The 22054-nt window shown below is 70.0% G+C and carries 21 protein-coding genes; 16 read left to right on the top strand and 5 right to left on the bottom strand.

The features are described 5' to 3' along the window. The first annotated feature begins 139 nt into the window (after nucleotides 1-139). Both ACIBTM_RS00670 and ACIBTM_RS00665 read left to right on the top strand, forming a co-directional pair. Nucleotides 140-922 (top strand): GNAT family N-acetyltransferase, encoded by a 783-nt coding sequence (locus ACIBTM_RS00670; RefSeq protein WP_395874184.1) that lies wholly within the window; start codon nucleotides 140-142, stop codon nucleotides 920-922. Then, the gene (locus ACIBTM_RS00665; RefSeq protein ID WP_395874182.1) at nucleotides 919-1827 is read left to right on the top strand and encodes a lysophospholipid acyltransferase family protein; all 909 of its coding nucleotides are present in this window, start codon (nucleotides 919-921) and stop codon (nucleotides 1825-1827) included. Before ACIBTM_RS00670 ends, ACIBTM_RS00665 begins: the two co-directional genes overlap by 4 nt. A 244-nt stretch (nucleotides 1828-2071) precedes the next feature. On the opposite strand, the gene ACIBTM_RS00660 is transcribed toward ACIBTM_RS00665, so the two are convergent. Beyond that, nucleotides 2072-2962 (bottom strand): NADP-dependent oxidoreductase, encoded by an 891-nt coding sequence (locus ACIBTM_RS00660; protein WP_395874180.1) that lies wholly within the window; start codon nucleotides 2960-2962, stop codon nucleotides 2072-2074. A gap of 136 nt (nucleotides 2963-3098) precedes the next feature. On the opposite strand from ACIBTM_RS00660, the gene ACIBTM_RS00655 reads away from it, so the two are divergent. Genes ACIBTM_RS00655 through mnmA form a run of 4 tightly spaced genes read left to right on the top strand, consistent with a single transcriptional unit; the run spans nucleotide 3099 to nucleotide 8124 of the window. Beyond that, entirely contained in the window at nucleotides 3099-4352 is a 1254-nt protein-coding gene (locus ACIBTM_RS00655) for a LuxR C-terminal-related transcriptional regulator (RefSeq protein ID WP_395874178.1), read from the top strand. Nucleotides 4353-4391: 39 nt separating this feature from the next. Beyond that, a complete protein-coding gene (locus tag ACIBTM_RS00650; protein ID WP_395874176.1) occupies nucleotides 4392-5771 on the top strand; it encodes an MFS transporter in 1380 nt (459 codons plus the stop codon). A gap of 50 nt (nucleotides 5772-5821) precedes the next feature. Then, nucleotides 5822-7018: a cysteine desulfurase family protein gene (locus ACIBTM_RS00645; protein WP_395874174.1), complete on the top strand. Its 1197-nt coding sequence runs from the start codon at nucleotides 5822-5824 to the stop codon at nucleotides 7016-7018. A gap of 5 nt (nucleotides 7019-7023) precedes the next feature. Next, on the top strand, nucleotides 7024-8124 hold the full coding sequence (gene mnmA, locus ACIBTM_RS00640; RefSeq protein ID WP_395874172.1) for a tRNA 2-thiouridine(34) synthase MnmA: 1101 nt from the start codon (nucleotides 7024-7026) through the stop codon (nucleotides 8122-8124). A gap of 42 nt (nucleotides 8125-8166) precedes the next feature. Here the strand turns inward: mnmA and ACIBTM_RS00635 are convergent, their stop codons facing one another. From ACIBTM_RS00635 to ACIBTM_RS00625, 3 genes are all read right to left on the bottom strand, one after another. Beyond that, nucleotides 8167-8610 (bottom strand): GNAT family N-acetyltransferase, encoded by a 444-nt coding sequence (locus ACIBTM_RS00635; RefSeq protein WP_395874170.1) that lies wholly within the window; start codon nucleotides 8608-8610, stop codon nucleotides 8167-8169. After that, on the bottom strand, nucleotides 8607-9644 hold the full coding sequence (locus ACIBTM_RS00630) for an MBL fold metallo-hydrolase (protein ID WP_395874168.1): 1038 nt from the start codon (nucleotides 9642-9644) through the stop codon (nucleotides 8607-8609). Before ACIBTM_RS00630 ends, ACIBTM_RS00635 begins: the two co-directional genes overlap by 4 nt. 109 nt (nucleotides 9645-9753) lie before the next feature. Continuing rightward, on the bottom strand, nucleotides 9754-10560 hold the full coding sequence (locus tag ACIBTM_RS00625; protein ID WP_395874166.1) for a phospholipid scramblase-related protein: 807 nt from the start codon (nucleotides 10558-10560) through the stop codon (nucleotides 9754-9756). 121 nt (nucleotides 10561-10681) lie between these two features. Here ACIBTM_RS00625 and ACIBTM_RS00620 point away from each other — a divergent pair, with 121 nt between their 5' ends. The 4 genes from ACIBTM_RS00620 to ACIBTM_RS00605 are packed head-to-tail and all read left to right on the top strand — an operon-like array spanning nucleotide 10682 to nucleotide 15070. Continuing rightward, complete coding sequence (locus ACIBTM_RS00620) at nucleotides 10682-11719, top strand: methionine synthase (protein WP_395874164.1); 1038 nt, start codon at nucleotides 10682-10684, stop codon at nucleotides 11717-11719. 22 nt (nucleotides 11720-11741) lie between these two features. Beyond that, nucleotides 11742-12434, top strand: coding sequence for a hypothetical protein (locus ACIBTM_RS00615; protein ID WP_395874162.1), 693 nt, complete (start codon nucleotides 11742-11744; stop codon nucleotides 12432-12434). Between the two features lie 10 nt (nucleotides 12435-12444). Then, on the top strand, nucleotides 12445-14580 hold the full coding sequence (gene ligA / locus ACIBTM_RS00610; protein ID WP_395874160.1) for an NAD-dependent DNA ligase LigA: 2136 nt from the start codon (nucleotides 12445-12447) through the stop codon (nucleotides 14578-14580). After that, nucleotides 14573-15070, top strand: coding sequence for a GNAT family N-acetyltransferase (locus tag ACIBTM_RS00605; protein WP_395874158.1), 498 nt, complete (start codon nucleotides 14573-14575; stop codon nucleotides 15068-15070). The genes ligA and ACIBTM_RS00605 overlap by 8 nt, the downstream gene beginning before the upstream one ends. A gap of 81 nt (nucleotides 15071-15151) precedes the next feature. Here ACIBTM_RS00605 and ACIBTM_RS00600 read toward each other — a convergent pair whose 3' ends face one another. Beyond that, entirely contained in the window at nucleotides 15152-15805 is a 654-nt protein-coding gene (locus ACIBTM_RS00600; protein WP_378443154.1) for an ACT domain-containing protein, read from the bottom strand. A 244-nt stretch (nucleotides 15806-16049) separates the two neighbouring features. On the opposite strand from ACIBTM_RS00600, the gene gatC reads away from it, so the two are divergent. The 6 genes from gatC (at nucleotide 16050) to ACIBTM_RS00570 (ending at nucleotide 22053) form a co-directional block, all read left to right on the top strand. Continuing rightward, nucleotides 16050-16349: an Asp-tRNA(Asn)/Glu-tRNA(Gln) amidotransferase subunit GatC gene (gatC, locus tag ACIBTM_RS00595; RefSeq protein ID WP_005162012.1), complete on the top strand. Its 300-nt coding sequence runs from the start codon at nucleotides 16050-16052 to the stop codon at nucleotides 16347-16349. Continuing rightward, a complete protein-coding gene (gene gatA, locus ACIBTM_RS00590) occupies nucleotides 16346-17863 on the top strand; it encodes an Asp-tRNA(Asn)/Glu-tRNA(Gln) amidotransferase subunit GatA (protein WP_395874156.1) in 1518 nt (505 codons plus the stop codon). The genes gatC and gatA overlap by 4 nt, the downstream gene beginning before the upstream one ends. Beyond that, the gene (gene gatB / locus ACIBTM_RS00585) at nucleotides 17860-19365 is read left to right on the top strand and encodes an Asp-tRNA(Asn)/Glu-tRNA(Gln) amidotransferase subunit GatB (protein ID WP_395874154.1); all 1506 of its coding nucleotides are present in this window, start codon (nucleotides 17860-17862) and stop codon (nucleotides 19363-19365) included. The genes gatA and gatB overlap by 4 nt, the downstream gene beginning before the upstream one ends. Then, on the top strand, nucleotides 19358-19867 hold the full coding sequence (locus ACIBTM_RS00580; RefSeq protein WP_395874152.1) for a hypothetical protein: 510 nt from the start codon (nucleotides 19358-19360) through the stop codon (nucleotides 19865-19867). The genes gatB and ACIBTM_RS00580 overlap by 8 nt, the downstream gene beginning before the upstream one ends. 66 nt (nucleotides 19868-19933) lie before the next feature. Beyond that, nucleotides 19934-20629 (top strand): cupin, encoded by a 696-nt coding sequence (locus ACIBTM_RS00575; protein ID WP_395874150.1) that lies wholly within the window; start codon nucleotides 19934-19936, stop codon nucleotides 20627-20629. 26 nt (nucleotides 20630-20655) lie between these two features. Continuing rightward, nucleotides 20656-22053 (top strand): alpha/beta hydrolase family protein, encoded by a 1398-nt coding sequence (locus ACIBTM_RS00570; RefSeq protein WP_395874148.1) that lies wholly within the window; start codon nucleotides 20656-20658, stop codon nucleotides 22051-22053. Nucleotide 22054: the final 1 nt, after the last annotated feature.

Genomic DNA, 22054 nt, shown 5'->3' with positions numbered 1-22054 from the left:
CCCGGGCGGCCCCTTTTCTGTTACCCGGAAGTGATCTTCCATCCTGAGAGAAGCCTGAGAACCCGCAATTAACTGAACGTGCACTAATCGGCCATCGGGCGCATTGTCGTTGGTACCCCCTGAGGGGTAGACCTGGATTATGACGACGTCACAGCTCCTCGTCAGTACTGACCAGGCGGGTGTCGAACTCCCGGCCGATGCGCCGCGTTACTCCCTGCTCGTGGCGAACGGAAACGACGAAGTGGTCGCCGCACAACGCCTCCGCCATCAGGTGTTCGCCGAGGAAATGGGCGCGACGCTCAATTCGCGCGAGCCCGGCCTCGACGTCGACTACTTCGACGAGTTCTGCGATCACCTCGTGGTACGGGACGACAACACCGGCGAGATCGTGGGCACCTACCGGATGTTGCCGCCCGATCGGGCCGCGCAGGCGGGAAAGCTGTACTCCGACAGCGAATTCGATCTCACCGCGCTCGATTCGCTGCGATCTTCGCTGGTCGAGACGGGCCGTTCGTGCGTGCATCCCGATCACCGCAGCGGCGCCGTGGTGAGCCTCGTGTGGGCGGGGATCGGGCGCTACATGCTGCTGGCGGGGCACCGCTATCTCGCGGGCTGCGCGTCCGTGCCGCTGACCGACGGCGGGGGCTACGCGGCGGGTGTCTGGGACGTCCTGCGTACCAAGCACTACGCGGATGAATCCCTTCGGGTGACACCGCTGAACCCGTGGCGGACCGAAGGCGTCGAGCGGCCCGCCCGCGCGATCCTCCCGCCGCTCATCAAGGGCTACACGCGTCTCGGCGCGAAAATCTACGGCCCGCCCGCGCTCGACGCCGATTTCGGTGTCGCGGACTTCTTCGTCCTGCTGGATCTGCACAACGTCGACGAGCGGTATCTCAAGTTCTTCCTGGGAGTGCAGGGATGAGCCACGCCTGGATGCCGAAGTCGCCGTGTGGCGACGGCTGCCTGACCGAAGGAGCGCCGAAGGTGGCGTTCCCGCGACGGGTCCTGCGGTTCACCGCCGCGGTCGGCGTCATCTTCGGTGCCTTCCTGAGCGCGCCGCTGGTGCTCGTGCTGCGCGGCAAGCCCCGGGAGCGGTTGGTGCGCCTGCTTTTCGCGGGGATCCTTCGCTCGTTCGGGGTGAAGCTGCGCGTGCTCGGCGACGAGCGTTTCCGCGCCGTTCCCGGCCGTGGCGCGCTCGTGGTGAACAACCACATCTCGTGGCTGGACATCATCGCGATCAACGCCGTCCAGCCGATGCGGGCGCTCGCGAAGAAGGAGGTCGGCACCTGGCCGGTGCTCGGCCTGCTGGTGCGCCGCGGCGGCAGCATCTTCCTCGACCGGGAGAACCTGCGGAGCCTCCCCGCGACGATGGACGAACTCGCCGACGCGATGCGCGGCGGATCACTCGTCAGCGTGACACCGGAAGGCACCACGTGGTGCGGTCTCGGCTCCGGCCGGTTCCGCCCGGCGACCTTCCAGGCCGCGATCGACGGCGGTGTCCCGGTGCGGCCGCTCGCGTTGCGGTTCCGGCTCGCCGACGGGCGGGAGACGACGCAGCCGGCGTTCATCGGGCCGGAGTCGCTCATCGCTTCGCTGCGGCGGGTCGCGGCTCTGCGCGGTCTGGTGCTGGAGGTGCACGTGTGCCCGGAGATCGCGCCGGGCCGCGCTTCGGACCGGCGGGAACTGGCCGCGCTGGCGGAATCCGCGGTGCAGGCCGCCCTCGGGCGGGTGCAGATCCCGGCTCAGCGGCGCCGCCGCGCTCCGGTCGTCGCTCCCGCTCCGGCCGCTCCTTCGGCGCCCTCCGCTCCCAAGGCGGTCTCGCAGTAGCCCCGGATGTGTCATGAAAGGGTCGTTCAGGACGTTTTCCGTCCTGAACGACCCTTTCATGACATCCGCCACGGGTTGTGCGACCGCGGTGGCGGCTGTGGCTTTGTACCGATCGGCCGCACTCGCGACCCGGTCGCGAAAGTCCCGCTCAGCACCCCTCGCGCGCTAGGAACGGTCCTTTCCTTGCAAATTTCGCAAGGAAAGGACCGTTCATTGCGGCCGCCGGTGGCCAAGCGCTACAGGATCACTCGAAGACCAGCGTGATCTTCCCGCCCGCATGACCCGTCACGCTTTCCCGGTGCGCCGAGGCGGCATCGGCGAGCGCGTACGCGGACCCGAGCTTCAGCTTCAGCCCCCGCGCCACGAGATCCTCGAGAACCGCTTGGGTTTCCGAGCCGCCCGCCGAGAACTTCAGTCCCTGCGCGTAGGCCGCCGGGTCCGCGATGGTGATCAGCCGGTCGGGCGAGCCGAGCAGCTCGACGGAATCACCCAGGACGCCGAAACCGGCGGCGTCGAACACCGCGTCGACGCCGTCCGGAGCCGCCGAGCGGACCCGCGAAACCCAGCCGTCGCCGTACTGGACCGGCACCGCGCCCAGCGCCTTCACCTCGTCCAGCGACGAAGCCCCGGCGAGCCCGATGACCGTGGCGCCCAGCGCGACGGCGGCCTGCGTCGCGATCCGGCCGACCTGGCCGCTCGCGCCGTGGATCACCACGGTCTCGCCCGGCTTGACCTCGAGTTCGCCGAGCACGCGCAACGCGGTTTCCCCGGCGATGGGCAGCGCGGCGGCTTCGGACCACGAAAGCCCGGCGGGTTTGCGGATGACCTTGGTCGCCAGCGCGTACTCCGCGTACGTGCCGGTGTCCGACCAGCCGAAGACCTCGTCCCCGACAGCGAATCCGGCGCCTTCGCCCACCGCGTCCGCCACGCCCGCCAGTTCCAGGCCGAGGATGTGCGGGAAGTCGACGGGACGGACCTCGGCCATCGCGCCGGACCGGATCTTCCAGTCGATCGGGTTGACGCCGGCCGCCTTGACCGCCACCCGCACCTGGCCCGGGCCGGGTTCCGGCAGCGGGGCCTCGGCGAGACGCAGGACGTCGGGTTCGCCGTACTGGGTGATGGTGATCGCTCGCATGTTCACTCCTGTTCGGATTTTTCTTCGCTGCGATCAGTCAACCGGCGCCCGGGGCACGCCCGAACCAGTCGGACGAGCAGTGTTCACTAGCCAGGCGAGCAGCGTCCCCGAGCCGGGACGCGCCTACTGTGGACTCATGGATCCGCTGCAAGTGCTGAGCCAGGTCGAGTACATGCTCGCCGCTCCGCGCCCCGAACTCCTGCCGCGTTTCTCGGCGACGGCCGCGGCCGTCCTGCCGCATCGCGCCGCCGCCATGGAGACCGGTGACTGCTCCCGCCTGCCCATCAAGGTCAATGGCGATTCGGAGATCACCGGCGCGGTCACGAGCGCCGAGCTTCAGCGGCTCGCCGCCCTCGGCGTCCCGGGCCGGGCCGTAGTGGCCGAAGAGACGCTCGGCGGTAAGCGCCGGAAGCTCGTCGTCCTGACCTCGGCGCCGGTGATCGGCAAGGGCGCGATGATCGCGCTCGTCCCCACCGAGGACGAGCCCGCGGACGGCGCGCTGGAGATCGTCGCCAAGCTGTGGGACATCGTCAGCGTGAACGCCGCCCAGCGCGCCACCGACCCCGAGCCCGCCGTCCTGGAGAGCAACATCGCGGCGGCGACCGCGCGGGCGCGGGCGATCACCGATCTGGGGCAGACGCACGCCACCACCCTGACGTCGCTGCTTTCGGTGCTGCGGTCCCGCAAGCTCGGCGACTCCGCCGCCCGGCAGACCGCGACCGACCTCGCCGCGGCCGCGCTGGTCGAACTGCGTTCGATCGCCGACCGCGACCAGGAGCTCTCGGCGGAACCGGCCACGAAGGCGTTCGGCATCCTCGTCGCGCAGCTGGATCCCTTGGTGCGCCACAACGACGTGACCGTCGACCTCGCCGGACCCGACGACGACCGGCCGCTCCCGCAGGACATCGCGCACACCGCCCGCACGGTCTCGCGCGGCCTGGTGCTTGCCGCGCTGGAGCGGGGCAGCACCCGGGTCCGGGCGTCCTGGCGGATCGACGGGCAGAACCTCCGGGTCACCGTGCGCGACGACGGCCCGGACGTCGCCCGCGCCGTGCCCGCCACCGGCCTCAGCGAGCGGATCACCCCGCTCGGCGGCCGCTGGGAGGTCGACGCCGTCCCGGACTGGGGCGCCACGATCACCGCCGTCCTGCCGCTGGGCGTGCAGGAAACGCCGGAACTGCGCCCGCTGGACCGGCTGAACCCGCGTGAACTCGAAGTCCTCGCCGGGATCGCGCGCGGGAAGCGGAACCGGCAGATCGCCGACGAGCTGGCGCTGACCGAGCACACGGTGAAGTTCCACGTGCGGAAGATCCTTGGGAAGCTGGAGGTCAGCTCGCGCGGTGAGGCCGCCGTGCTGGCGCGAGAGCTGCGGCTGGAATCCGTGTCCTGAGATTGACCTCCACCCCGGTGGAGGTTGCAGGATCGTCGTATGACGATCACTGGGGGCAAGACCGAGCCGAAGGGTGTGCTCTGGACACCTGAGCACCGCGTGACCATCATCGGGCTGCTGCTCATGGTCACGCTCATCGCGTTCGAAAGCATGGGCGTCGCCACCGCGATGCCGACGATGGTGGCCGACCTCGACGGCCTCGCGCTGTACGCCTGGCCGTTCACCACGTTCCTGGTCGCCAGCGTGGTCGCGACCGTCCTTTCCGGACGCCTCGGCGACCGCAAGGGCCCGGCGCCCGCGCTGCTCGCCGGTACCGCGCTGTTCGCCGCCGGGCTGCTGGTCGCGGGGCTGGCGCACGACATGCCGCTGCTCTTGCTCGGCAGGGCGTTGCAGGGCTTCGGTTCCGGTCTCCTGCTGGTCTCGGTGTCGCTGCTGATCGCGCTCACCTTCAGCGACCGGGAACGCCCGGTGATCTACGCGGCCAACGCCGCCGCGTGGGTGCTGCCCGCGGTGATCGGGCCGTCGGTCGCGGGCGTGGTGACGGTGAGCGTCGGCTGGCGCTGGGTGTTCCTGGGGCTGATCCCGCTGACCGGGATCGGGCTCGCCCTGCTGATCGTCGTCACGCGCGAACTGCCCCGGCACGTGCCAGCCGAGTCCGCGCGGCGCGCCGGGGTCGTACCCGCGGTGGTCGCCGCCCTCGGCGTCGCCGCGCTCACCTGGGCGGCGCAGCATCCGTCCCTCGCGGCGCTGGCCTACGGCGGCGCGGGCCTGATCGCCCTCGCGTACGCGCTTCGCAAACTCCTGCCCGCCGGGACGCTGTCCTCGCGTCCGGGGTTGCCGACAGTGATCGCCTCGCGCGCGTTGATCGCGGGCGCGTACGCCGGGATGGAGGCGTACCTGCCGCTCACGATGACCGAGGTCCACGATTACAGCCCCGCGCTGGCCGGGCTGCCGCTGACGGTGACCGCGCTGGGCTGGTCGGCGGGGTCGATGCTGCAGGGCCGCATGCTCGACTGGTCGCGCGAGGCGTCCCTGCGGACCGGGTTCGCGCTGGTCGCGGCCGGTCTGGCGATCTTCGTCTTCGTCCCGCTGCCCTCGTTCCCCGGCTGGATGGCGTTCGTGGCGTCCGCGATCGGCGGCTCCGGGATGGGGATCGCGATGCCCGCGATCTCGGTGCTGCTGCTCCGGTACTCCCCGGAGGCGGAACGCGGGTTCAACACCTCGGCGCTGCAGCTCGGCGACTGGGTCGGATCGGCCCTGACCATCGGTTTAGGCGGTGTCCTGCTCGCTTCGCTGGCGTCGGCGAAGGAGCCTTCGGTGGCGATCGTGGTGCTTTCGGTGGTGCTGACCGGCATCGCGTTGCTCGGGGTGCGGGTGACCGGCCGATGGCCGTCGGATATGAGCGCCGCCACCCACTGACCAAGGGTGGGCTTGGTCACGCCCCGGAACGGGCTACCCTGAAGGATGCGATGACCTATCTCGACCACGCGGCGACCACCCCGATGTTGCCCGAAGCCGTTGCGGCGATGTCCGAGGCGCTGTCCACAGTGGGCAACGCCTCCGCGCTGCATTCCTCGGGACGCCGGGCCCGCCGCCGGGTCGAAGAAGCCCGCGAGGTGATCGCGGAGGCGCTGGGCGCCCGGCCGTCCGAGGTGATCTTCACCGCCGGTGGCACGGAGAGCGACAATCTCGCGGTCAAGGGCATCTTCTGGGCCCGTAACGGCGAGGACGCGGAGCGCCGCCGGGTGCTGTGCAGCACCGTCGAGCACCACGCCGTCCTCGAGTCCGTCGAGTGGCTGGAGCAGCACGCGGGCGCAGAGATCGTCTGGGTCGAGGTCGACGAGGCCGGCCGGGTGACTCCGGAGTCGCTGCGCACCGCCATCGGCGAAAGCCCCGAGACGGTCGCGCTGGTCACCGTGATGTGGGCGAACAACGAGGTCGGCACGGTCAACCCGATCGCCGAACTCGCCGCCGTCTGCGCCGAGCACGAGATCCCGCTGCACACCGACGCCGTCCAGGCCGTCGGCGCGGTGCCGGTCGACTTCGCCGAAAGCGGCGCCGCGGCGCTGACCCTCACCGCGCACAAGCTCGGCGGCCCGTACGGCGTCGGAGCGCTGCTGCTCGGGCGCGACACGGCGTGCGTTCCGGTGCTGCACGGCGGTGGCCAGGAGCGCAGTGTGCGTTCGGGCACGCTCGACGTTCCCGCCGTGATCGCGTTCGCGACGGCGGTGAAGGCCTCGGTCGAAGGGCGCGAGGAGTACGCGAAACGCGTCACCGAACTGCGCGACGACCTCATCGAGGCCGTCCGGCGCGAGGTGCCGGACGCGGTGCTCAACGGCGGCGAGGGCGAGCGCTTGCCCTCGCACGCCCATTTCACCTTCCCCGGTTGCGCGGGTGACAGCCTGTTGATGCTCTTGGACGCCAAGGGCATCGAATGTTCCACCGGATCGGCGTGCACGGCGGGTGTCGCGCAGCCGAGCCACGTGCTGCTGGCCATGGGTGCCGAACCCGCGGCCGCGCGCGGGTCGCTGCGGTTCTCGTTCGGGCATACCTCGGCACCGGAAGACGTTGAAGCGGTTTCAAGGGAGATCGCGGGCGTCGTCGACAGGGCGAGGCAGGCGGGACTCGCCGGAATGCGCAAGCAGACGCAGAAGCAAGAGGTGTGAGGAAGATGCGCGTACTGGCCGCGATGAGCGGGGGAGTGGACTCGGCGGTGGCCGCCGCGCGCGCCGTGGACGCCGGGCACGAGGTCGTCGGCGTGCACCTGGCGCTGTCGGCGAAGCCCGGCACGCTGCGCACCGGATCCCGCGGCTGTTGCACGATCGAAGACTCCGGCGACGCTCGCCGGGCCGCGGACATCCTCGGCATCCCGTTCTACATCTGGGACTTCGCCGAGCGCTTCACCGAAGAGGTCATCGAAACCTTCGTCGGCGAGTACGCCGCGGGCCGGACGCCGAACCCGTGCGTCACCTGCAACGAGAAGATCAAGTTCGAGGCGCTGCTGGACAAGGCGATGGCGCTCGGCTTCGACGCCGTCGCCACCGGGCACTACGCCCGGCTGTCCCTTGTGGATGGTGTTCCGGAGCTGCGGCGCAGCGTCGACTCCGGCAAGGACCAGTCCTACGTGCTGGCTTCGCTCACCCCGGAGCAGCTGCGGCATTCGCTGTTCCCGCTGGGTGATTCGTGGAAGACCGACGTCCGCGCCGAGGCCGCGAGCCGCGGCCTGTCGGTGGCGAAGAAGCCGGACAGCCACGACATCTGCTTCATCCCGGACGGCGACACGAAGAGCTTCCTGGAGAAGCGGCTCGGCCAGCGTCCCGGCCAGCTCGTCGACGCCGAGACCGGCGCCGTGCTCGGTGAGCACACCGGCGTGCACGGCTTCACCGTCGGCCAGCGCAAGGGCCTCGGTATCGAGGCGCCGGCGCCGGACGGGCGGCCGCGCTACGTGCTGTCGCTGGAGCCGGTTTCGGGCACGGTGAAGGTCGGTTCCGCGCGGGACCTCGGCGTGAACGTGATCGAGGCGGACCGCCCGATCTGGCCCAGCGAGCGGCCGCTGGACGGCCCCACCGAATGCGTCGTGCAGGTGCGCGCGCACGGCGGGATCGTCGAGGCCGTCGCGGAGGTTTCCGGTGACTCGGTCACCATTCAGCTGCGGGAGCCGCTGCGCGGGGTCGCGCCGGGGCAGGTCGTCGTGCTGTACCGCACCGATGCCGCCGAAGGCGACCTCGTACTCGGCAGCGCGAAGATCTCCGGGACGGTCGGAGCGCCATAACGCCGGTCAGCCGCATTCAGAGGACGAAATGCGGCGGGGGAGCTAGAACTTCAGCTTGAAACCGGTGTGCGTGGCCTCGAAACCGAGGCGTTCGTAGAACCGGTGCGCGTCCTCGCGTTTCACGTCCGACGTCAGCTGCACGAGGGCGCAGCCCCGTCGCCGCGATTCGTCGATGGCCCACGTCATCAGTTCGCCGCCGAGGCCGGACCCGCGATGGCTCGCCCGCACCCGGACGGCCTCGATCTGCCCGCGCAGCGCGCCTTTCCTGGCCAGGCCGGGGATGATCGACAACTGGAGTGTGCCGACGGCCTCCCCGCCGTCGTCGGCGACGATCAGCAGTTGCGCCGGATCGGCGTCGATCTGCTCGAAGGCCTTGAGGTATGGCGTGAGGTCGTCGGCGGAATCACGGGTGCTGCCGATCTGGTCGTCGGCGAGCATCCTGACGATCGCCGCGACGTCCTCCCGGCGCGCTTGACGGATGATCATGATGCGTAGTGTCGCACCCCGTCGGTCTCGGTCGCGGTGAGTTTTCCTTGGGCCACCAGCAGATCCAGATGCGATCCGGTCTCGAGGACGGCGAGCATCTGGTTGAACGGGTCCATGTCGGCCAGCTTGCGCCGCTTGCGGGTCCAGCCCAGCCGCACTGCGACTTCGTACGCCGTCGTGACGTCCTCGGTGATCTCGCCGCCCATGACTTCGAGCCGGTCGCGGTGGTGCTCCAGCAATTCGTCCACACGGGCGTGGACGCTGCCGGTGACGGGGCCGTGCGCGGGGAGCATGCGGCGGTCCGGCATCTCGCGGACCAGGCGCAGGGAGTCGAGGTAGTCGCTCAGCGGCAGCTCGGTGGGCACCGGCTGGAACCCGATGGACGGCGTGATGTGCGGCAGCACGTGGTCGCCGGAGAACACCAGCCCGGCCTCGTCGTCGACGAAGACGACGTGCCCGTCCGTGTGGCCCGGCGTCTGCACGACGTCGAACTCGCGGCCGGGCACGATCGCGCGTTTGCCGGGGACGAGCCACTCGTCGGGCTGCTCCCACAGGTGCGCCTCGGTGTGCCGGACGCCGCCGAAGGCCTTGGCGAGTTCTTCGACGACGGGGTCCGCGCCACAGCGCTGGAGCAGGCCGACCTGCGCCTCCATCGGGAAGCGGTCCGGATCGCCGGAACGCACCAGCGACGGCTCTTCCCGTTTCCCGAGCCCGAGCTTGCCGCCGAACTCGCGGCGCAGTTCCACGGCCAGCGTGTAGTGATCGCGATGCACGTGGGTGATCAGGAACTCGTCGATGTCGCCGAGATCAGCGCCGAGCGCCTTCAACCCGCGCGAAAGCCGTTCGCGCGCCGACTCCAGCGCCCAGCCCGAGTCCACGAGGACCAGGCGGGTGCCGTCGGTGACGACGTAGACGTTGACCGCGCGCAGCGCGTCCTGCGGGAGGGGCAGCGGGATCCGGTGGACCCCCGGCGAAACCGTGTAGACGCCTGGCTCGGCCCAGTCCCGTTCGCCGTCTTCGGGCAACGGCTCCATGGTGACCTCCGTCCCGGACGCACTCCGGTGTGCCGCCCAGTCCCACCACTTTGTGCCGCCGGAAGCCGAGTGTCCACTTAAGCGGGGTGAGACCCCGGTCACTGCCGGCTCAGCGATCGTCCTGCTTCAGCGCGGTGTCGATCGTCAGTGCCGACGCGACCACCATCGACGCCAGCGGATCCCGCAGCGGCCGGTGGATCTCGACGACGTAGTTGTCGGCGGTGGTGAACGCGGCCTTCACGAAACCGCCCCAGGTCTTGGTGATCCGCGCGATCTCGACGTCGGCGTGGTCCTTGATCACGAAGTTCCACGCCCGCCAGTTCTCCGCGAAGATCCCGCCGACCTTCTGGCCGCCGACCACGAAACCCAGCCGGATCTTGCCGAAGACGTTCTCCTGCACGATCTCCCCGATGGGGGAGTCGTCGGCCTTCGTCACCAGGAACCGGGATTTGAACACCTTCGCGGGCCGCGTCACCTTCAGCACGGTGCTGTGGTTCGCGTCGCGGATTTCGAAGCGGTGGGTCAGGAACTGGTCGTAGTTCGTGAGCAGCCGGATGGCCTTCTTCAACGTGCTCTGCCCGACCTGGACGACGCCGCCGAGGCGGTTGCCGTTCTGGTCGAACACGCCGAACTCGTTCGACATCTCGATGAGTTTCGCGCGCTGGTTGACCACCAGCACGGGTTCGGAGAACAGGGTGCCGCCGCCGACCACCCCGGTGGCCCGGCCCTGGGTGCCCCTCGCCGCCTGTGCCCGGATCTTGTTCGGGTCGGCCGCGCCCTCGATGTCCAGCTCGATCATCTCGGCGTCGTGCGACGGCCGCGTGTTCGCGGTCCAGGCCTGCCCGTCCCACCACCGGTACATCCGGGGGTTCTGCTGGTCGGGATACCAGCCGGCGGGCTGTGGAGAGCTCGTCATGGCAGGTCAGCGTAATGCGCGCGGCGCCGTCTGGGGCTCGCCGAGGGCAATTGCGTCGAATGTCCGTGTCCTCCCCCGCCCCGCCACCCCGGCGAGGTCGGACCAAGGGGAGAATCCGGGTGTGAACGAACGACCTTGGCCGCCAGGAGCGGCGACCGCCATCGGTTCCCTGCCCGGTACCGATCCGGTCGAGGCCGCTTCGATCGTGTTCGGCGAACTGCCCGACTTTCCCTGTCTGCCCGAACTTCCCGCGCGCGGTGTCGGCGCCGACCTGATCGGCCGGACGGCGGCGCTGCTGGTCGACCTCGCCGTCGAGGTGGTGCCGAGCGGCTACCGCGTCACCGCCCGTCCGGGGCACGATCACCGCCGGGCCCTCGATCTGATGAGCTGGGACCTCGACGCCGTCCAGGAGGCGAGGGAGAAGGCGGGCGCCGCGCCGCCGGTGTTCAAGGCGCAGGTCGCGGGTCCGTGGACGCTGGCCGCGAACGTCGAACTGCCGCGCGGGCACCGGGTCCTCACCGACAGGGGCGCGTTGCGTGACTTCGCCGCTTCGCTGCTCGACGGGCTCGCGGAGCACGTCGAGGAACTGAAATCGCGCATCGGCGCGCCGGTGGTGCTCCAGTTCGACGAGCCGTCGCTGCCCGCGGTCCTCTCCGGAGATCTCCCGACGGCGTCCGGTTACGGCACAGTGCCCGCCGTGCCCGCGCCGGAGGCCCGCGAACTGCTGTCGACGGTGATCTCGGGGGCGGAGCGCATCACCGGTCAGCCGGTCGCGGTGCACTGCTGCGCCGGAAAGCCGCCGATCTCGTTGCTGCGCGCGGCGGGGGCGAAAGCGATCGCGTTCGACTTCACCTTGCTGAAGGGCGCTTCGCCCGCTCAGCTCGACGAAATCGGCGAGGCGCTGGACTCCGGCACGACACTGATGCTCGGCCTCGTCCCCACCGCCGACCCCGGCGTGCCGGTGGAGCTGCGCGACGTGGTCTCGCCCGTGCTCAAGCTCGTCGACCGGCTCGGCTTCCGCCGTGAGATCCTCGCGGAACAGATCGTGCCGACCTCGGCGTGCGGGCTCGCCGGTGCCACTCCCGAGTGGATGCGCCGCGCGCTCACGCTCAGCCGTGAGTCCGGCAAGGCTTTCACCGAACCGCCTGAAGGCTGGTGAGCGGCGCGGTAGCGTGCCCGTCATGCGTTTGTTCCGCCGTTCCCGCAAATCCGAGGACGTTCCCGACCCCCGCACCGCCTGGCCGGAGCAGCCGGTCCCCGAGGACGCGGCCGCCGCGGCGGCGACGTTCTGGGAGGCGTGGTTCGCGCTCCTGCCGGAGGTCAGCGCCGCCCTCGGCGATCGCGAACCGCACCGGGTGGAACACGATCTCTGCACCATCGTCGAGGCGCTGCACCCCCGGCTGCACTTCTCCCTCGATCGTGGGCACCGGGCGATCTACTCGCTGGTGCTGACCGGTCAGGAGGATCCGGAACTGCGCCCGTACACCGACGCGTGGAAGGCCGCGGCGCCGCCGGAGGACGCGATCTGGGAGTACCACGACTCCGTGCCGCCTGTCCCCGATCCGAGTGAAGTCACCGTCAACCTCGGCGAGACCCGTATCGCGCTCGCCGACGTCCGGGTGACCGCGAAGGTGGACGAAGCGGCCGGCCGGGTGGACGTGACCGTGTTCCATCCGGAGATCGAAGAGCTGGCCCCGGAGACCCGGACGACCATGACCTTCCTGCCGCTGGACGCCACGCTGGGTGAGCGGGTCGCGGCCGAGCGGCTGGGCAAGGTCGAGCTGGTGACCGAGGCCCAGGACGGGCAGCTGACCCTGCTGGAACTACGCGAGGTGGTCGGCAGGCTGTCCGGAAATGTCGGTACCCCCGACTAGGGTTACCCCCGTGAGCAGCGAACTTCCCGAAAACCTCAAGCCGGCGCAGGACGTCACGGACGTGCCTGCCGACGTCCGTGAAAGGCATGCCGAGCTGGCGGAGGAGATCCGCGGGCACCAGTTCCGGTACTACGTGCTGGATTCACCGATCGTGTCCGACGGCCAGTTCGACGAGCTGCTCAACGAACTCCAGGCCATCGAGGACGGGCATCCGGGGCTGGTGACACCGGAGTCGCCGACGCAGAACGTCGGCGGCACGTTCTCCACGGAGTTCGTCGCGCACGATCACCTCGAGCGCATGCTCAGCCTCGACAACGTCTTCGACACCGAGGAGTTCGAGACGTGGGTCGAGCGGGTCCAGAAGGAGATCGGCGCGACGAAGTACCTCGCCGAGCTGAAGATCGACGGGCTCGCGATCAACCTGCTGTACGAGAACGGCCGCCTGACCCGCGCCCTGACCAGGGGTGACGGCCGCACCGGCGAGGACGTCACGCTCAACGTCCGCACGCTGGAGCAGGTGCCGGAGCGGCTGAACACGACGGACGAGTTTCCGGTGCCGGCGCTGGTCGAGGTCCGCGGCGAGGTGTTCTTCCGCGTCGAGGACTTCCTGGCGCTGAACGCGAAGATGGTCGAGGCGGGCAAGGATCCGTACGCGAACCCGCGCAACACGGCCGCCGGGTCGTTGCGGCAGAAGGATCCCAAGATCACGAAGTCGCGCAACCTGAGGCTGATCTGCCACGGCCTCGGCAAACGTGAGGGCTTCGAGCCGAAGCGCCAGTCCGAGGCGTACGACGCGCTCGCCGCGTGGGGCCTGCCGGTCTCGCCGCACAGCAAGGTGCTGGGTTCGGGCAAGGAGCTGCTGGAACACATCCAGTACTGGGGAGAGCATCGCCACGACGCCGAGCACGAGATCGACGGCGTCGTCATCAAGGTCGACGAGGTCGCACTGCAGCGTCGTCTCGGCACGACCTCGCGCGCGCCGCGCTGGGCGATCGCCTACAAGTACCCGCCGGAAGAGGCGATCACCACGCTGCTGGACATCCAGGTCAACGTCGGCCGCACCGGGCGGGTCACCCCGTTCGCGGTGATGGAGCCGGTGAAGGTGGCCGGGTCCACGGTCGCGATGGCGACGCTGCACAACCAGGAGGAGGTCAAACGCAAGGGCGTGCTGATCGGGGACAAGGTCGTCATCCGCAAGGCGGGCGACGTCATCCCCGAGGTGCTCGGCCCGGTGGCCGACGCGCGGACCGGCGAAGAGCGCGAGTTCGTCATGCCGTTGCGCTGCCCCAACTGCGACACCGAACTGGCGTACCAGAAGGAGGGCGACATCGACATCCGTTGCCCCAACGCGCGGTTCTGCCCGGCGCAGCGGAGGGAGCGGCTGTTCCACCTGGCGAGCCGGAACGTCTTCGACATCGAGGTGGTCGGGTACGAGGCCGCGGTGGCGCTGCTGGACGCCGGTGTCGTGCACGACGAGGGTGACATCTTCGACCTGGACGAGGAGAAGCTGCTCCAGGTCGAGCTGTTCCGCACCAAGGCGGGCGAGCTCTCGGCCAACGGGCGCAAACTGCTGGAGAACCTGGAAACCGTCAAGGATCGTCCACTGTGGAGGGTCATTGTCGGGCTGTCGATCCGGCACGTCGGCCCGACGGCCGCGCAGGCGCTCGCCCGGGAATTCGGTTCGCTGGAACGCATCGAGAACGCCTCCGAAGAGGAGCTGGCCGCCGTCGACGGGGTCGGCCCGACCATCGTGCGGGCCGCGAAGGAATGGTTCGAAGTCGATTGGCACCGCGAGATCGTCGAGAAGTGGCGCGCGGCGGGCGTCCGCATGGAGGAGGAGCGCGACGAGTCCGTCCCGCGCAACCTCGAAGGCCTGTCCATCGTCGTCACCGGCTCGCTGAACGACTACTCCCGTGACGAGGCCAAGGAGTTCATCATGGCCCGCGGCGGGAAGGCGGCCGGCTCGGTGTCGAAGAAGACGGCGTTCGTCGTCGTCGGCGACGCGCCGGGCACGAAGTACGACAAGGCCGTCCAGCTGAAGGTGCCGGTGCTCGACGAGAACGGCTTCCGCGTGCTGCTGGAAGAGGGGCCCGAGGCCGCGGCCGAGCTCGCCCTGCCGACCGGCGAGGAGGAGACCGGTGAGTGATCTGGAGATCCGGCCCGCTCGGCCGGAGGAGCTGACGGCCGTCGGGGAGCTCACGCTGGCCGCGTACTCCGCGGACCGGAACCTCGTCGACGGCGTGGGCTACGCCACCGAACTGCTCGACGCCGCCCGGCGGGCGGAGCTGGCCGAGCTGCTGGTCGCGGTCGACGGGGACGGCACACTCGTCGGCACGGTCACCATCGCCCGTCCGGGGACGCCCTTCGCCGAGCTGTCCCGCGAGGGCGAACTGGAGTTCCGGATGCTCGGGGTGCCGCCCTCGGCGACCGGGCGCGGCATCGGAGAGGCACTGACCAGGGCGGTCATCGCGCGGGCGCGGGAACTGGGCGCGGACCGGGTGGTGCTGTGCAGTCTGGAGACGATGACGCGGGCGCACCGGCTGTACGAGCGGCTCGGTTTCGTGCGGCTGCCTGAGCGGGACTGGGAGCCGCATCCCGGGGTGACGCTGATCGCGTACCGCCTGGAGCTCACTTAGCCGCTCCCGAACGCTATGAACGGTCCGTTCCTTGCAAATTTCGCAAGGAACGGACCGTTCATAGCGCTTGCAAGAGGAAGGTCAGCTGTCCAGCACGACGGCGACGATCCCCGCGAAGTGCGCCAAACGCGCCACCTCGGCGGCCCGGAAGTTCGGCCCGCCCGGCCGCGCGACCAGCAGCGCCTTCCCGGGCTTCCCCAGCGGGGTCGCCGCGAGTTCGGTCCCCAGTTCCTTCCACGTCTCCGGCACCCAGGCCTCCTCGGCGTCGAGGATGGTGGCGCGTTCCAGCGGCAGCCACGGCAGGTCGGTGATCGGCGTTTCGGGCGCGGCGTTGGACGATGCCAGCCGGATCGCGCCCGCCTCGGCGTGCTCGACGACGACGGCCCAGCCCGCCCGGATGATCCGCGGCACACCTTCGGCGAGGATCTCCAGCCCCGAAGCGGGCTTCGCGGCGATCTCCTCGACCAGTTCGAGCTCACGATGGGTGTCCAGCACCCCGGCGTACGGCCGGACGGCGTCGACCTCGACACCGTCGACGCTTTCGGCGGCGGTGATCAGCGCGTCCGGCAGCCTGCCGGAGGGGATTTCGACGACGAGGTCGTCGACGGCGACACCGCCGCCCCGTTCGACCACGTCCACACTCAGGATGTCGGCGCCGACGGTGCCGAGCGCGGTGGCGACCGCGCCGAGGGTCCCCGGGGTGTCCGGTAATTGGACCCGGATCAGGAACGACACACGCGCCCCTCTCGCCTCAGGCGTCCCAGCCTCGCCGTGGAACGCGCTACGCCGGGCGCCGATTGTGACAGACCGGACGAGGTAATGGGACCCGACGTCCGGGGCGCGGGATAACGAACCAGGCACTCCTTACCCGACATGGGAGCGCAGGCCGCGGCATAACCCAGTCGAGTTCGCCGACGCCGCCACCATAGACTTGCAGCTTCCGACAGAACCCGCACAGCACACCCCGGGAGTCACCCGCGTGCCCAACATTTCCCGCGACGAGGTCGCACACCTCGCCAAGCTGGCCAGGCTTGCCGTCACCGAAGAGGAGCTGGACGTCTTCGCAGGCCAGCTCGACCAGATCCTGGACTCGGTGGCCAAGGTGAGCGAGGTCGCAGGCGAGGATGTCCCGCCCACGTCGCACGCCGTGCCGCTGACCAACGTGTTCCGTGAGGACACGGTCCGACCGGGGCTGACCCAGCAGCAGGCGCTGGCCGGTGCGCCGGCCAGCGAAGAGGGTCGTTTCCGGGTGCCGCGGATTCTGGGAGAAGAACAGTGACCGAACTCATCAAGCTGACCGCCGCCGAGCTGGCGGAGAAGATCCAGTCCCGTGAGGTCTCGGCCGTCGAGGTCGCACAGGCCCACCTGGACCGGATCGCCGAGGTCGACGACCACATCCACGCGTTCCTGCACGTGGACACCGACGGCGCGCTCGAAGCCGCCCGCGCGGTGGACGCCGACGTCGCCGAGGGCAAGGCGCCGAAGTCGCCGCTCGCCGGTGTCCCGCTGGCGCTCAAGGACGTGCTGACCACCAAGGGCATCCCGACCACGGTCGGTTCGAAGACCCTGGAGAACTGGCTCCCGCCGTACGACGCCACCGTGACGCGCAAGCTGCGCGAGGCCGGTGTCGTGGTGCTCGGCAAGACCAACATGGACGAGTTCGCGATGGGCTCCTCCACGGAGAACTCCGCGTTCGGGCCGACCCACAACCCGTGGGACCACGCCCGCATCCCCGGTGGCTCCGGCGGTGGCTCCTCGGCGGCCATCGCGGCGTTCGAGGCCGCGATCGCGATCGGCACCGACACGGGTGGTTCGATCCGCCAGCCCGGCGCGGTCACCGGCACCGTCGGCGTGAAGCCGACGTACGGCGGTGTCTCCCGCTACGGTCTCGTCGCCTTCTCGTCGTCGCTCGACCAGGCCGGTCCCTGCGCGCGGACGGTGCTCGACGCGGCCCTTCTGCACGAGGTCATCGCCGGGTACGACCCGATGGACTCGACCTCGATCGACGCGCCGGTCCCGCCGGTGGTCGCCGCGGCCCGCCAGGGCCTGACCGGTGACCTCAAGGGCGTCCGTGTCGGCGTGGTTAAGGAGTTCGCCGGCGACGGCTACCAGCCGGGCGTGCTGCGGTCGTTCGAGGCCGCCGTCGAGCAGCTGCGCGCGCTCGGCGCCGAGGTCGTCGAGGTCTCGTGCCCGTACTTCACCTACGCGCTGCCCGCGTACTACCTGATCGCGCCGAGCGAGTGCTCGTCGAACCTCGCCCGGTTCGACGCCATGCGCTACGGCCTGCGCGTGTCCGACGACGGCACGCACAGCGCCGAAGAGGTCATGTCGCTGACCCGTGAGAAGGGTTTCGGCCCCGAGGTCAAGCGCCGCATCATGCTCGGCACGTACGCGCTTTCCTCCGGCTACTACGACGCGTACTACGGCTCGGCACAGAAGGTCCGCACGCTCATCACGCGCGACTTCGACGCCGCGTTCGAGAAGGTGGACGTGCTGGTCTCGCCGACCACGCCGACCACCGCGTTCAAGATCGGCGAGCGCGTCGACGACCCGATGGCGATGTACCTCTCGGACATCTGCTCGATCCCGGCGAACCTCGCCGGCAACGCCGCGATGAGTGTCCCGAGTGGACTGTCGCATGAGGACGGCCTGCCGGTCGGCCTGCAGATCATGGCCCCGGCGATGGCCGACGAGCGGCTGTACCGCGTCGGCGCCGCCTACGAGGTCGCGCGCGACGCCGCCAACGGTGGCTCGCTGGTGCACGAGGTTCCGGAGCTGGGAGGAAAGAAGTGACCGCCGTGGTTGAGTTGATGGACTACGCCGACGTCATCGAGCGGTTCGACCCGGTGCTGGGCCTCGAGGTGCACGTCGAGCTGAACACGAACACCAAGATGTTCTGCGGCTGCGCCAACGAGTTCGGCGGCGAGCCGAACACCAAGGTGTGCCCGACCTGTCTCGGCCTGCCCGGTTCGCTGCCGGTCGTGAACGGCAAGGCGGTCGAGGGCGCGATCCGCATCGGCCTCGCGCTCAACTGCGAGATCGCCGAATGGTGCCGGTTCGCCCGGAAGAACTACTTCTACCCGGACATGCCGAAGAACTTCCAGACCTCGCAGTACGACGAGCCGATCGCCTTCAACGGCTACCTCGACGTGACGCTGGACGACGGCGAGGTCGTGCGCGTGGAGATCGAACGCGCGCACATGGAGGAGGACACCGGCAAGTCGCTCCATGTGGGCGGCCGGACGGGTCGTATTCATGGCGCCGAGCACTCGCTGCTCGACTACAACCGCGCCGGCGTGCCGCTGATCGAGATCGTCACCAAGACGATCGAGCACACCGGCGGCCGCGCCCCCGAGGTCGCCCGCGCGTACGTGAGCGCCCTGCGGGACCTGCTCAGCGCGCTGGACGTCTCCGACGTCCGCATGGACCAGGGTTCCCTGCGCTGCGACGCGAACGTTTCGCTGATGGCCAAGGACGCGACCGAATTCGGCACGCGCACCGAGACCAAGAACGTCAACTCGCTGCGCAGCGTCGAGCGCGCCGTGCGCTACGAGATGACCCGCCAGGCGGCGATCCTCGCCGAGGGCGGCTCCATCAAGCAGGAGACGCGGCACTTCCAGGAGGCCGACGGCACCACGTCGTCCGGTCGCACCAAGGAGACCGCCGAGGACTACCGGTACTTCCCGGAGCCCGACCTGGTGCCGATCGCGCCGTCGCGCGAATGGGTCGAGGAGCTGCGCAAGACGCTGCCGGAGATGCCGTCGGAGCGCCGTAAGCGCATCCAGCGGGAGTGGAACCTGACCGACGAGGCGCTGCGCGACCTGCTCAACGTCGGCGCGGTCGACCTGGTCGCCGCGACCGTCGAGGCGGGCGCGACGCCGGACGAGGCCCGCAGCTGGTGGGTCAACACGCTGGCGCAGGAGGCCAACTCCCGCGAGATCGAGCTGGCCGAGCTGGCGATCACCCCGGCGCAGCTGGCCGAGGTCATCGCGCTGGTCAACGCAGGTGAGCTGACCAACAAGCTGGCCAAGGAGGTCGTGCAGGGCGTTCTCGCCGGCGAGGGTTCGCCGTCCGAGGTCGTCGAGAAGCGCGGCCTGAAGGTCGTCTCCGACGACTCCGCGCTCATCGCGGCGGTCGACGAGGCGCTGGCCGCGCAGCCCGACGTCGCCGAGAAGATCCGCGGCGGCAAGGTGGCCGCGGCCGGGGCGATCGTCGGTGCGGTCATGAAGGCCACCAAGGGCCAGGCCGACGCCAAGCGCGTGCGCGAACTGATCGTCGAGCGAGTCGGTGCCTGATCTCGCGGTGAAGAAGGTCACCTGGCGTGAGTGGCTCGGCCTCGCGGCCGGGCTGCTCGCGCTGGTGGCCTTGTTCCTTCCGTGGACGACGCTGACCGCCTCGCGCCCGGAAATCGAAGACGTGCTGACGACGTTGCCCGCCACCGACGTCACGCGTGACGCGTGGCGTTCGGGCTTCCTCGCCTGGGCCCCGGTCTTCCTTCTGTTCCTTCCCGGTCTCGCGGTCGTGCTGTTCGGCCGCGTCGACGCCGTCCGCCGGGCGGGCTTGCCGCATTTGTGGCTGATGGCGGCCATCGGCGCGCTGCTGCTGATGGTGCTCGGCTGGACCACGCTGGACTGGCAGTTCGACGCCGACCAGCGCGGGATCCTCTCCGCCGCCGGCATCGAGATCGGGACCGGTCTCGGCCGCTATCTCGGCCTGGTGGCCGCTGTGGTCTCCGTCGTCGTGGCGTTCTTCGACGTCCGGCGCCTGCGTGCCGAGACCCGCACCCGTCGCCCCTGATTCCCCTCTCTCGCATTTAGTCCTCTGAATGCGGGTTGAGAAAGCGCTTTCTTCGAGGAGGTCATCGTGTTCCCTCTTCCTGGCGGTATCGGGCTTTCCCATCTGTGCGCCTACGAATGGGAAGCCGCGGACGGGGTGTGCGGTGGCAGCCCGCATCTACATCTGGCCTGCACCGAGGCCTACGTCGTCACCGGCGGACGCGGCGCGGTGCAGACACTCGACGTCGGCGGCTACCGGGAGACCGAACTCGAAGCCGGTGTCGTCGCGTGGTTCGCGCCCGGCACGGTCCACCGGATGGTGCAACGCGACGATCTGCGGATCACCGTCCTCATGCAGAACAGCGGACTGCCCGAAGCGGGCGACGCGGTCTTCACCTTCCCGCCGCCGGTCCTCGCCGACCCGGACGCGTACGCCGAGGCCGCCGCGATGCCCGCGGACGACGACGCGGCCCGCCGTCGCCGTGATCTCGCGATCGAGGGCTACCTGCCGATCCGGGACGCGCTCGTCGCGGGGGATCCGGGTCCGCTGAGGGAGTTCCAGCGCGCGGCGGTCGCGTTGGCCGCGCCAAAGGTCGAGGCCTGGCTTCCGCGCTGGCGGACCGGTGCGCTGGCCGCCGCCGAGCTGACCGGCGAGCATCTGAGGGCGCTCGCGAACGGCGACGCGAGCCACTTGGAGCACTCCGGCATGCGGGTCACCGGTCCGTCCGAAGAGGACGGTTACGGGATGTGCGGTAGGCGAACGGAGTACCGCATTGACATGTGACCATTTGGTCACCTATTTTTGCCTGCATGACCACTTCACGCAGGACACTCGTCACCGTGCTCGCCGCGCTCCTTCTCGGCGCGCTGTTCACCGCCGCGCCGGCGGCCGCCGATGAGCGTCGGCGCACGCACGAGGGCACCATCGATGGAGCCGACTACCTGGTCAAAGTGCCGAAACACTGGAACGGCACGCTGGTGCTCTACAGCCACGGGCTTTACGTGGACCCGTGGAAGCCGAAGCAGATCATGCTGGCCACCAGACCCGAGACCGAGTCGTGGCTGCTGGACCAGGGTTACGCGCTGGCCGCGTCGAACTACAAGGGCACCTTCGGGCATGCGATCGAAGAAGCCTTGACCGATCAGATCGCGCTGCTGGACTGGTTCGAGGCCAACGTGGGCAAGCCGCGGCGGACCATCACGAGCGGAATGTCCATGGGCGCCGTGATCTCCCTGAAGCTGGCCGAGGACAACCCGGGCCGGTTCGACGGTGTCCTGGCGCAGTGCGGCGAATACGACGCGAACGGCACGTGGAACAGCGCGCTGGACATGCTTTTCGCGCTCAAGACGCTGTTGGCGCCGGACGCGGACATCGACCTGGTCCGGCCTCGTGATCCGCGGGCTTCGAAGGCGGCACTCGAAGCCGTCGTGGCCGAAGCGCAGAAGACGGACACGGGCCGGGCGCGGATCGCGCTGGCAGGCGCACTGGGCACCATCCCCGGCTGGGCGCTCGCGCACGAGCCGGAGCCGACGGCGTCCGCCGACCGTCTCGCCCAGCAGGCGATGTGGGTCACCGGCGCCTACCTGTACGGCTACGGGCCGGGTGCGCGTCCCGAGATCGAGCACCGGGCCGGTGGGAACCCGTCGTCCAACACCGGGGTCGACTATCGGCGTCAGCTCGCCCGGTCCACCGAGCTCGACCTGGTCCGGCAGGCCTACCGGACCGGCGGCGTGGATCTGGAAGCCGACCTGGACCGGCTCGCCGCGGCTCCGCGGATTTCGGCGGATCCGAAGGCCGAGGCCTACATGCGGCGCTACACAGTGGCGCGCGGCACCACGCCGTCGCCCGTGCTGACCACGCACACCACCGGTGACGGCGGCGCCGTCGCGGGACAGGCCCGGTGGTACGGCGACCAGGTCCGGCGCAACGGCGATCCCGCGCTGCTGCGGCAGACCTACGTGAGCCGGGGCGGTCACTGCTCGTTCAACGCGGCCGAGGAGATCGTCCTGCTGCGCACCCTGCTGTCCCGGGTGGACACCGGCCGCTGGCCGTCCACCGAACCGCACCGGCTCACCGCGGCCGCGAACGCGCTGGGGTCCGGCTACCGGCTCGTGCCCGAGCTGTTCGACCCGCACGGCAAGGAAAAGGCGATGCCGCCGTCGTTCACCCGGTTCACCCCGGCGCCCCACCCGCGGCCGTCCCGGTAGG

Origin of the sequence: Amycolatopsis sp. NPDC049868 (genome assembly GCF_044461365.1) — a bacterium.
Taxonomy (GTDB): Bacteria; Actinomycetota; Actinomycetes; order Mycobacteriales; family Pseudonocardiaceae; genus Amycolatopsis.
This window is presented reverse-complemented; position numbering and strand designations above follow the sequence as displayed.

Bases quoted from the DNA above. Each gene is read 5' to 3' on its own strand.
- ACIBTM_RS00670 (WP_395874184.1), top strand. From the start codon at position 140: ATGACGACGTCACAGCTCCTCGTCAGTACTGACCAGGCGGGTGTCGAA.
- ACIBTM_RS00665 (WP_395874182.1), top strand. From the start codon at position 919: ATGAGCCACGCCTGGATGCCGAAGTCGCCGTGTGGCGACGGCTGCCTG.
- ACIBTM_RS00660 (WP_395874180.1), bottom strand. From the start codon at position 2,962: ATGCGAGCGATCACCATCACCCAGTACGGCGAACCCGACGTCCTGCGT.
- ACIBTM_RS00655 (WP_395874178.1), top strand. From the start codon at position 3,099: ATGGATCCGCTGCAAGTGCTGAGCCAGGTCGAGTACATGCTCGCCGCT.
- ACIBTM_RS00650 (WP_395874176.1), top strand. From the start codon at position 4,392: ATGACGATCACTGGGGGCAAGACCGAGCCGAAGGGTGTGCTCTGGACA.
- ACIBTM_RS00645 (WP_395874174.1), top strand. From the start codon at position 5,822: ATGACCTATCTCGACCACGCGGCGACCACCCCGATGTTGCCCGAAGCC.
- mnmA (WP_395874172.1), top strand. From the start codon at position 7,024: ATGCGCGTACTGGCCGCGATGAGCGGGGGAGTGGACTCGGCGGTGGCC.
- ACIBTM_RS00635 (WP_395874170.1), bottom strand. From the start codon at position 8,610: ATGATCATCCGTCAAGCGCGCCGGGAGGACGTCGCGGCGATCGTCAGG.
- ACIBTM_RS00630 (WP_395874168.1), bottom strand. From the start codon at position 9,644: ATGGAGCCGTTGCCCGAAGACGGCGAACGGGACTGGGCCGAGCCAGGC.
- ACIBTM_RS00625 (WP_395874166.1), bottom strand. From the start codon at position 10,560: ATGACGAGCTCTCCACAGCCCGCCGGCTGGTATCCCGACCAGCAGAAC.
- ACIBTM_RS00615 (WP_395874162.1), top strand. From the start codon at position 11,742: ATGCGTTTGTTCCGCCGTTCCCGCAAATCCGAGGACGTTCCCGACCCC.
- ACIBTM_RS00570 (WP_395874148.1), top strand. From the start codon at position 20,656: ATGACCACTTCACGCAGGACACTCGTCACCGTGCTCGCCGCGCTCCTT.